This is a genomic window from Streptomyces sp. NPDC007162, from assembly GCF_040634175.1.
Taxonomy (GTDB): domain Bacteria; phylum Actinomycetota; class Actinomycetes; order Streptomycetales; family Streptomycetaceae; genus Streptomyces.
In genome coordinates, this window is sequence record NZ_JBEYFC010000351.1 from 1 (window position 1) to 9,844 (window position 9,844).

The window sequence follows — 9,844 nt, forward strand, 5'->3', positions numbered from 1 at the left end:
GCCGGGAGCGGTGCCGTCCTCGTACAGACCCCACGTGAGGGCCCCGGTGCGGCGCCGGGAGCGGGCCACGTCGCGCATCGCGTCGGTGAAGGCGGTGCGGTCGTCGGGAGCGACGCGGTAGACGATGGAGACGAGGACGGGGCCGTCGGCCGGGCCGGGTTCGAAGACCAGGGGCGGGGCGGGCCAGTGGTCGGAGGGGGAGGGGGCGATGCGGGCGGCGTCGTACAGCGGCCACCGGCGGACGCTCGCGGCGGACAGCAGCAACAGCACCGCCGCGACGAGCAGGGCGCCGGTCAGGCCGAGCCATTGGGCGAGGGCGCCCCACAGGGGTGCGGTGAGGGCCTGGCCGCCCTGGAAGACGAGCAGGTAGACGGCGAGGCCGCGGGCGCGTACCCAGCCGGGCAGCCGGGTCTGGGTGGCGGCGCTGAGGGTGGACAGCACGCCGATCCAGGCCAGTCCGGCGGGCAGCAGCGCCGGCGCGACGATCCAGGTGACGTGGACGGTGGCCAGTACGGCGAGCACGACGGCGAAGACGAGGGCACCGGCCGCCATCGTGCCGTTGGCGCCCAGCGTCCCGCGGATGCGGGGCAGAAGGAAGGCTCCGCTGACGGCGCCGATGCCGACCGCGGCCAGGAGGAGGCCGTACCCGCCGGAGCCCAGGTGCAGCGAGTCGCCGGCGACCAGCGGGAGCAGGGACCAGACGGCTGCGGCGCCGGGTATGAACAGGGCGGTGCGCAGCAGGACACGGCGGACACCGGGGGCGTTCCACACGTAACGCCGGGCCGCGTACAAGGCGGTGACGAAGCTCTCGCGGCGGGCGGCCGGAACGGGCGGGACCGCGGGCCGCTTCCACAGCAGCAGCACGACCACGATGCCCAGGAACGACACCGCGTTGAAGGCGAAGGTCCACCCCGCGCCCGCCGCGGCGACGAGCACACCGCCGACGGCCGGGCCGATGGCGCGGGCCAGGTTCATGTTGACCGCGCCCAGTGCGGAGGCCCCGCCGAGCTGCTCGCGGGGGACCAGTTCGGGCTGGATCGCCTGCCAGGCGGGGCCCATCAGGGCGGTGCCGCAGCCGAGCAGGAAGGTGAGCGCGAGCAGGGGGCCGGGGCCGAGCGCGTCGGCGAAGGCGAGCACCGCCAGGACCGTCGCCACCGCGCACATGGCGAACTGGGCGACGACCAGCAGCCGGCGCCGGTCGAAGCGGTCGGCGAGCACCCCGGAGGGCAGGGCGAGCAGGACGACGGGCAGGCTGGAGGCGGTCTGGACGAGCGTGACCAGCGTGGCGCCGTGGCCGAGGAGCAGCCACTGCGCGCCGACCGTCTGCATCCAGGTGCCGACGTTCGACACGAACTGCGCGATCCACAGGGCCCGGAACACCGGGGCGGCCATCGGCGCCCAGGCCGACTCCGTGCGTACGGCACCGCTCTCGGGCGAGGTCGTGGCTGTCATGCGCTGCTCCGCGGGGCGAGGAGAGGGCGGGCGGTCCAGGCGGGCTGCCAGGGCCGGTGGAACGTTCCGGATCAACGACAGCCGTACGATACGGCGGCAGGGTGTGCCCGCACCTCACCCGGGTCCGGACGCAGCTCACCAGGGTCCCGCACGTCGGCTGTCGGCTGTCGGCAAGGAAGAATGCCGGTATGACCCTTCGCTGTGCCGTACTCGACGACTACCAGGGCGCCGCCCTCGCCATGGCCGACTGGAGTCCGCTCGCCGGGAGAGTCGAGGTGCGGACACTCCGTGAGTACATCGGCGACCGGGACAAGCTCGTCGCCGAGATCGCCGACTGCGAGATCGTCGTCGTCATGCGGGAGCGCACCCCGTTCGACGCGGACCTGCTGCGCCGGCTGCCCCGGCTGCGTCTGCTGGTCACCACCGGGATGCGCAACGCCTCCGTCGACCTCGCCGCCGCGGCCGCCCGGGGCGTGACCGTCTGCGGTACGGCCAGCAACGCCACCCCGCCCGTGGAACTGACCTGGGCGCTGCTCCTCGGCCTGGCCCGGCACGTCACCACGGAGAACCGCGCCCTGCGCGAGGGCGGCCCCTGGCAGTCCACCGTCGGCCAGGACCTGGCCGGGCGCACTCTGGGCCTGCTCGGACTCGGCAAGATCGGCACTCGGGTGGCACGCGTGGCCACCGCCTTCGGCATGGACGTGCTCGCCTGGAGCCAGAACCTCACCCCCGAGCGGGCCGCCGACGCCGGGGCCCGGCCGGCGACCGGCAAGGAGGAGCTGCTGCGCGGCAGCGACTTCGTCTCCGTCCACCTCGTGCTCTCCGACCGCACCCGCGGCCTGCTCGGCGAACCGGAGCTGCGTGCCATGCGGCCGCACGCCTACCTCGTCAACACCTCGCGCGCCGCGATCGTCGACCGGAGCGCGCTGCTGCGCGCCCTCCGCGAGGGCTGGATCGCGGGCGCCGGACTCGACGTCTTCGAGACCGAGCCGCTGCCCGCCGACGACCCGCTGCGCACCCTGCCGAACGTGCTGGCCACCCCGCACCTCGGCTACGTCACCGAGCGGAACTACCGCACCTTCTACACGGAGGCGGTGGCGGACATCACCGCTTTCCTCGACGGCTCCCCCGTCCGGGTGCTGGCCGGCGGGTGAGGCGGCCGTGCCGCCCCAGCCGCCGGCCCCGGAGGCGCCGAACCCGCTCGGATGCGTGTTCGCACCGTAGTCGCCGCGCCGAAAAACACGTGGACTGCGTCACCGCCGTCGCGCCACACTTCCCTTTCCTGACCTGCCGATTCCAGGCCGCCGCGAACCTGTGGCGGCCGACTCGGCGTGCCGCGCGACGATTACACAGGGTTGAAATGACATCCTCTGTCGATTTACCTGCCACCGGACCACGCCGGGGCGCGGTGCTGCTCGCGCTCCGTTACTACGGCCGGGAGCTGGCCCGGCTCAAGCGGCTCACCCTGCCCGCGATGCTGCTGCCGGCGCTCGGCAACATCGGAATCAACTACCTGGCCCCGCTGGTCGTGGCCAAGCTGGTCGGCAGGATCGCCGACGGCCACGGCCTGAGCCCGCGCAGCGCACTGCCGTACGTCCTCGGCTTCGCCGGTGTCCTGCTGCTGGCGGAGGCGCTCTGGCGGGTCGGTCTGCACTGCCTGAACCGCCTTGACGCGCTCGGTATCGAGCGGCTGTACGTCATCGGGATGGACGAACTGTTCGCGAAGGACGCCGCGTTCTTCCACGACAACTTCGCCGGGTCGCTCACCAAGCGGGTGCTGAGCTTCGCCACCCGCTTCGAGGAGTTCGGCGACACCCTCACCTTCAACATCGTCGGCAGCTTCGTGCCGCTGGTCTTCGGGTCCGTGGTGCTGTGGCGCTACGAACCGCTGCTGGTCGCGGGCCTGTTGACGATGATCACGGTCACCGGGGTGTGCGCGGTGCCGCTGATCCGGCGCCGGCAACGGCTGGTCGCCCAGCGCGAGGAGGCCATCGCCCGGGTGTCCGGGCACGTCGCCGACAGCCTGATGAACATGGACACGGTCCGGGCGTTCGCCGCCGAGGAGCGGGAGGCCGCCGAACACCGGTCACGGGTCGCCGAGTCGCGGCGGCGCCAGCTGCGCTCCTGGGACTACGGCAACCTGCGCATCGACACGTTCGTCGCGCCGATGTCCGTGGCGACCAATGCGCTCGGCCTGCTGCTCGCCGTCACGCTGGCAGGCGGCGGGCACAGTGTGGAGGCGGTCGTGGTCGCCTTCACGTACTACTCCAACGCGACCCGGATCATGTTCGAGTTCAACCAGATCTACCGGCGCATGGAAAGCTCCATGACGGAGGCCGCGCAGTTCACCGAACTGCTCCTGGAACCGCCGACCGTGCTCGACCCGGAGGTGCCGGAACCGCTCGCGCCCAAGGCCGCGGACGTCCGCTTCGAGAAGGTCTCCTTCACCCACGCGGGTGCCAAACCGCTGTTCGAGGGCCTGGACCTGGACGTGCCCAGCGGGTCGAGGTTCGGCTTCGTCGGCCGCTCGGGCGGCGGCAAGACCACGCTGACCCGGCTGCTGCTGCGGATGACCGACATCGACGGCGGCCGGATCACGATCGGCGGCCAGGACATCAGCCGGCTGCGCCAGGCCGACCTGCGCAGCCAGATCGCCTACGTCCCGCAGGACCCCGCGATGTTCCACCGCACCCTGCGCGACAACATCGCCTTCGCCCGGCCCGGCGCCACCGACGCCGAGATCCGGCTCGCCGCCCAGGCCGCGCACGTCACGGAGTTCGCCGACGCGCTGCCCGACGGCTTCGAGACGATGGTGGGGGAGCGGGGCGTGAAGCTCTCCGGCGGCCAGCGGCAGCGGGTCGCGCTGGCCCGGGCGATCCTCAGGGACGCCCCGATCCTGCTCCTGGACGAGGCGACCAGCGCCCTCGACTCCGAGAGCGAACTCCTCGTCCAGGAGGCGCTGTGGCGGCTCATGGAGGGGCGGACGGCCCTGGTGGTGGCGCACCGGCTGAGCACGGTCGCCGCCATGGACCGGCTGGTGGTCCTCGACCGGGGCCGGATCGTCGAGCAGGGCACGCACCACGAACTGCTCGCCGCGGAGGGCGCCTACGCCAAACTGTGGCAGCACCAGTCGGGCGGCTTCCTCGACGAGGACCCCGCGAGGGCTGAAGTGCACTAGGTCACATCGGCCGGACCGGACGGGTGGTAGACAGGTGATCATGAACCATCCGAACACCTGCGCCCGTCCGGCCGGCATCCGATGACCGCCGGGATCGACACCCCGGACCGCCGGGGCCGTACCGGACTCGACCGCACCGGCCTGGACCTGACCGGCAACCCGCATGTGCGGGTCCGGGAGGTGAAACTGCTGTCCAGTCACTGGTACGTCGAGCGGGCCACCACCTTCGACTACCGGCACGCCGACGGCACCTGGCACACGGAGGAGCGCGAGACCCACGACCGCGGCAACGGCGCCACGCTCCTCCTGTACGACACCGAACGCGAAACCGTCCTGCTCACCCGCCAGTTCAGGTTCCCGGTGTACGTCAACGGCCACCCCGACGGCATGCTGATCGAGACCCCGGCCGGGCTCCTGGACGAGGCGGACGAGCACCCCGAGCACGCGGTCCGCCGGGAGGTCGTCGAGGAGACCGGGCACACCGTCGGCGACGTCCAGCACGTCTTCGACGTCTACATGAGCCCCGGCTCGGTCACCGAGCGGATCTCCTTCTACGCGGCCGCCTACAGCCCGTCCACCCGCACCCATGAGGGCGGCGGCCTGGACGAGGAGGGCGAGGACATCGAGATCCTCGAACTCCCCTTCCGCCGGGCTCTGGAGATGATCCGGACGGGCGAGATCGCCGACGCCAAGACGATCATGCTGTTGCAGTGGGCGGCCCTCGAAGGCCCGTTCGCCGACCGGTGATCCGGTCGACCCCCTTGACCTGGAGCGCACTTCAAGCTGAAGACCTGGACGCGGCCCACTGACCGAGCGGCCCCCGGGACGGCGACGAAGGACGCGGCCACCGACGGCACGGCCGTCCCGGCTCCCGCCCACACGCCCCCGGCTCCCGCCCGTGTGGGAACCGGGGGTCCCGCAGGGGAGGGCCGGCGACGGCGACGGACGGGGCGGCCGCCGCCGGTTCCCGGCCCGTGCGGTCCTCGGTGGCTACTGGTTCCGCGGCTCGCGTACGACGGCGACGTCGCCGGGCGCCACGGTGACCGTGCCGTCGACCGGCTTGCCGGACAGCAGCTCCACCGAGCCCGCGGCGAACGGGAGTTCGGCGCCCTGCCCGGCGTGGTCGATCACGAACACGTAGTCCGCGTCCGCACCGCGCCGCCGGGCCACCTCCACGCCCGCGGGGGCGGTGCGGACCGCGGCCACGCCCGCCTCGGCGCGGATCCGGTCCAGCAGCCCCGCCAGGGTGCCGGCGTCCGGCAGCGTCGCCACGTACCAGGCGGCACCCGAGCCGTACCCGTGCCGGGTGACCGCGGGCACCCCGGCCAACGGCCCGTCGGTGTACGACGTCACCGTCTCCGCGCCCGCCGGCCGCACCCGCTCCGACCAGAGCGACCCGGTGCCGCCCCCGCTGAGCGGCACCCGCTGCCCGGGCAGCAGCGGGAACAGCTCGTCCGTGGACACGCCCAGCAGCTCCCGGAAGGCCCCCGGGTAACCGCCCAGCCGCACATGGCAGTTCTCGTCCACGGCACCGCTGTGGAAGCCGATGGCGAGGCTGCCGCCGGCCTGGGTGAAGGCCGCCAGGTTGGCCGCGCCCGCGTCGTCCACGAGGTACAGGCTCGGGGCGAGGACCGCCTTGTACGCCGACAGGTCGGCGTCCGGGCGGACGAAGTCCACCGCCACCCCGGCTCGCCACAGCGGCTCGTACCAGGCCCGGACCACGTCCTGGTAGCGCAGCTCCTCGCTGGGCTGGGAGGGCAGCTCGACCGCCCAACGGGCGTCCCAGTCCCAGACGATGGCCACCTCGGCCGTGCCGGTGCTGCCGCGGACCTCGGCCAGCGCCCTGAGGTCCGCGCCCAGCCGGACCACGTCCCGCCAGATCTGGCTGTCCGTGCCCGCGTGCGGCAGCATCGCCGAGTGCCACTGCTCGGCACCCGCCTTCGCCGCCCGCCACTGGAAGTACGCGATGCCGTCCGCGCCGTGCGCCACGTGCGCGAGCGCGTTGCGCCGCAACTCGCCCGGGTTCTTCGCCCGGTTGACGGGCTGCCAGTTCACGGCGCCCGTCGAGTGCTCCATCAGCAGCCACGGCCCGCCCGCCAGCGACCGCATCAGGTCACCGCTGAGCGCGACGTCGATCTCCGACTCGGGGTCGACCGACTTCAGGTAGTGGTCGTTGGACACCACGTCCAGCTCCGGTGCCCACCGCCAGTAGTCGAGGGCGTCGAAGCTGAAGGTCACCATGAAGTTGGTGGTGGCCGGGATCGCCGGGGCCGCCTCCCGGAGGACGTCCCGCTCGGCCTTGTACAGCGACAGCAGTTCGTCCGAGCAGAACCGGCGCCAGTCCAGCTGGTGCGTCGGGTTGGGCACTGCGCCGGTCGCGCGCGGCGGCAGGATCTCGTCCCAGTCGTAGTACCACTGGCTCCAGAAGGTGGTGCCCCAGGCGTGGTTGAGGGCGGCCAGGTCGTCGTCGTACCGGGCCCGCAGCCAGCGGCGGAAGGACTCCGCGCTGGTGTCGCAGTAGCAGGCCGCGTTGTGGCAGCCGTACTCGTTGTGGACGTGCCACATCCGGACGGCCGGGTGGCTCGCGTACCGCTCGGCGATGGCGGCCGTGATCCTGAGCGCGGCCTCGCGGTAGGCGGGGCTGCTCGGGCAGAACGTCTGCCTGCTGCCGTACGAGAGGGTGCGGCCGTCGTGGTCCACAGGAAGCGCCTCGGGATGGGCGCGGAAGAACCAGGCCGGCGGCGCGGCCGTGGGGGTGGCGAGGTCGGCGGCGATGCCGTTCTCGTGGAGGAGGGCGAGGATCCGGTCCATCCGCGAGAAGTCGAAGACGCCCTCGGCGGGCTCCATCAGCGCCCACGAGAAGATGCCGACGCTGACCATGGTGACGCCCGCCTCGCGCATCAGGCGGACGTCCTCGTCCCAGACCTCCTCGGGCCACTGCTCGGGGTTGTAGTCGCCGCCGTAGGCGATGCCCGGGACGGAGAGGGTTCGGTCGCTCATCGGTGAACTCCGGTCAGGATGCGGCGGGTCGTCTCCACGCCCCACGGGTCGAGGGAGAGCAGCCGGTCGCTGGAGGCGACCAGGCCGCCGACGGCCTCCACGTGGGCCGCCCAGCGGGCGCGGGTCTCCACCGCGGGGCGGGCCATCAGGCAGTCGGGGTCGTTGGTCCAGAGGCGGTCGTGCTGCCACTGGCGGCCGGCGCCGGTGAACTCGGCCGCGTCCTGGCCGGGCTGACTGTAGTCACCGGCCTCGGGCCGGCGGTGCGGGGCCGTGTCGGGGCTGACCCGCATCGCGTCGAACAGGCCGATGGACGGCAGGACGGGGGCGCCGCAGCCCAGCAGGTAGGCGTCCGCGCCGATCGCCTCCCGGATCAGGGCGATGCCCAGCCGGTAGGCGGTCAGCGCGTCCGCGCCCGAGTGCCGGACGCCGTCCATCGCGCCCGCGTAGAGGAAGTCCGTTTCACCGGCGGTGAGCCCCTGCTGCGCCCGGGTCTGGTCGGCATCGTGGAGCGGGTCGCCGCACTGGCCCCGCGTCCGCAGATGTCCCTGACGACCAACGGCATCGGCCTCAAGCGCACCGCGACCGCCCTGAAGACGGCGGGCCTGGACCGGGTCAACGTCTCCCTGGACACCCTGCGCCCGGACGTCTTCAAGGCCCTCACCCGCCGCGACCGCCACCGGGACGTCCTGGAGGGCCTGGGCGCCGCCCGCGAGGCGGGCCTGACCCCTGTGAAGGTCAACTCGGCCCTGATGCCGGGCCTGAACGACGACGAGGCCCCCGACCTGCTCGCCTGGGCGGTCGAGCACGACTACGAGCTGCGTTTCATCGAGCAGATGCCGCTGGACGCCCAGCACGGCTGGAAGCGCGACGGCGTGATCACCGCCGGGGACATCCTGACCTCCCTGCGGACCCGCTTCGAGTTGACGGAGGAGGGCATCCAGGCCCGAGGTTCGGCGCCGGCCGAGCACTGGCGCGTGGACGACGGCCCGCACCGCGTGGGTGTGATCGCCTCGGTCACCCGCCCGTTCTGCGCCGCCTGCGACCGCACCCGGCTCACCGCCGACGGCCAGATACGCACCTGTCTGTTCGCCAGGGAGGAGACCGACCTGCGCGCGGCCCTGCGCTCGGACGCACCGGACGAGGAGATCGCGCGGATGTGGCGTACGGCGATGCGGGGCAAGAAGGCGGGCGCCGGCCTGGACGACCCGACCTTTGTCCAGCCCGACCGCCCCATGTCCGCCATCGGAGGCTAGGCAATTCCGAACCGCGGCGTCGGCCCAGGGGCACTGGGCGGCGAGGGTGCGCAGTTGATCGACGGCCAGGGCGTACCCCGTGTCAGGGTGGGTGGCCGAGGCGACGAAGACCATCCCACGCGCCTGTCCGTCCGTGGTCATCAGCGGTCCGTCCGAGTTGACAGGGTCGTGACCGCGTAGCCGTCGCGTTGCGCCCGGTAGGGGGAGGGTCTCCTCCCTGGTTGTTCTTCTTCCCGGATGAATTTCTCCTCTTTTCGCGCCCGCGCCCACGTGTGAGGGTCGGAATCAAATATTTCTCGCTGATGGATCACGCGTTGGCACTTCCTGTGCGTGGTCATTGAAACCGTTGACGGAGCGCAGGGAAACGATGAGCAAGGTCATCCCCCTCACCGGCGCCGACCGAGACTCCGAGAGGCGCCCGTGACAACGCCGACACTGGACCGGCCCGTTGCCTCGGAGCGCTGGCCGGCCGTCCCGGAGCGACAGGCGATCGCCATGCGGCCGGGGAAGCGGAGACCCCACAGGGCGTTGTGGTGGGCGGCGTGCCTGATCTGCGGCGGCCTCGTGGGCCTTGTCCTCGCCATCGTCGGCACACTGCGCAGGCGGGCGCCGTCCCGGCTGCGGCGCGGGGTGGTTGCGGCCGGGGCTGCGGTGCAGCTGGCGTCTGGCGCTGCCTTCGCGGTCGCCGGATCCGAAGGTGACGGAGGTCTGTGGGAGACCACCCGTGTGGTGGTCAACGCCCCGGTCTCCGGGGCGGCCCTGCTCTACGGCGTCGGCAAGGGAGGCGAGGTGCACCAGCAGGGCGACAACGGGACGACCACTGTGGTCCTGGACGACGGAGTCGTCCGCGCCGGCACAATGTTCGGCACGGTCTTCCTGACCGACCAGCACATGGAGGCGGGCTCGCCGCGCACGCAGCGCCTGGCGGAACACGAGGCCCGGCACGCCGACCACCCCGCTC

At 72.7% G+C, this 9,844-nt stretch carries 5 protein-coding genes and 3 pseudogenes; 5 read left to right on the forward strand and 3 right to left on the reverse strand.

All coding sequences use genetic code 11. The features are described 5' to 3' along the window. Positions 1 to 1,452 (reverse strand): MFS transporter (locus ABZ646_RS31730; protein WP_360526443.1); only part of this gene is annotated, 1,452 nt, incomplete at its 3' end. A gap of 188 nt (positions 1,453 to 1,640) precedes the next feature. On the opposite strand from ABZ646_RS31730, the gene ABZ646_RS31735 reads away from it, so the two are divergent. From ABZ646_RS31735 to ABZ646_RS31745, 3 genes are all read left to right on the forward strand, one after another. After that, positions 1,641 to 2,606, forward strand: coding sequence for a D-2-hydroxyacid dehydrogenase family protein (locus tag ABZ646_RS31735; RefSeq protein ID WP_360526446.1), 966 nt, complete (start codon positions 1,641 to 1,643; stop codon positions 2,604 to 2,606). 206 nt (positions 2,607 to 2,812) lie between these two features. Further along, on the forward strand, positions 2,813 to 4,630 hold the full coding sequence (locus ABZ646_RS31740; protein ID WP_360526449.1) for an ABC transporter ATP-binding protein: 1,818 nt from the start codon (positions 2,813 to 2,815) through the stop codon (positions 4,628 to 4,630). An 81-nt stretch (positions 4,631 to 4,711) separates the two neighbouring features. Further along, positions 4,712 to 5,377 carry an NUDIX domain-containing protein gene (locus tag ABZ646_RS31745; RefSeq protein WP_360526452.1) on the forward strand — a complete coding sequence of 222 codons (666 nt, stop codon included), beginning with the start codon at positions 4,712 to 4,714 and terminating at the stop codon, positions 5,375 to 5,377. Positions 5,378 to 5,620: 243 nt separating this feature from the next. Here the strand turns inward: ABZ646_RS31745 and ABZ646_RS31750 are convergent, their stop codons facing one another. Both ABZ646_RS31750 and ABZ646_RS31755 read right to left on the reverse strand, forming a co-directional pair. Next, a complete protein-coding gene (locus ABZ646_RS31750) occupies positions 5,621 to 7,630 on the reverse strand; it encodes a beta-galactosidase (RefSeq protein WP_360526455.1) in 2,010 nt (669 codons plus the stop codon). Beyond that, positions 7,627 to 8,085 (reverse strand): annotated as a pseudogene (locus ABZ646_RS31755) (alpha-galactosidase); the annotation flags it as partial. The pseudogene ABZ646_RS31755 and the gene ABZ646_RS31750, both read right to left, overlap by 4 nt. Here ABZ646_RS31755 and moaA point away from each other — a divergent pair. Together moaA and ABZ646_RS31765 are read left to right on the forward strand one after the other, a co-directional pair. Beyond that, positions 8,074 to 8,883: pseudogene (moaA, locus tag ABZ646_RS31760) on the forward strand (GTP 3',8-cyclase MoaA); the annotation flags it as partial. The pseudogenes ABZ646_RS31755 and moaA sit on opposite strands and share 12 nt — an antisense overlap. A gap of 420 nt (positions 8,884 to 9,303) precedes the next feature. Beyond that, positions 9,304 to 9,844, forward strand: a pseudogene (locus ABZ646_RS31765) (hypothetical protein); the annotation flags it as partial.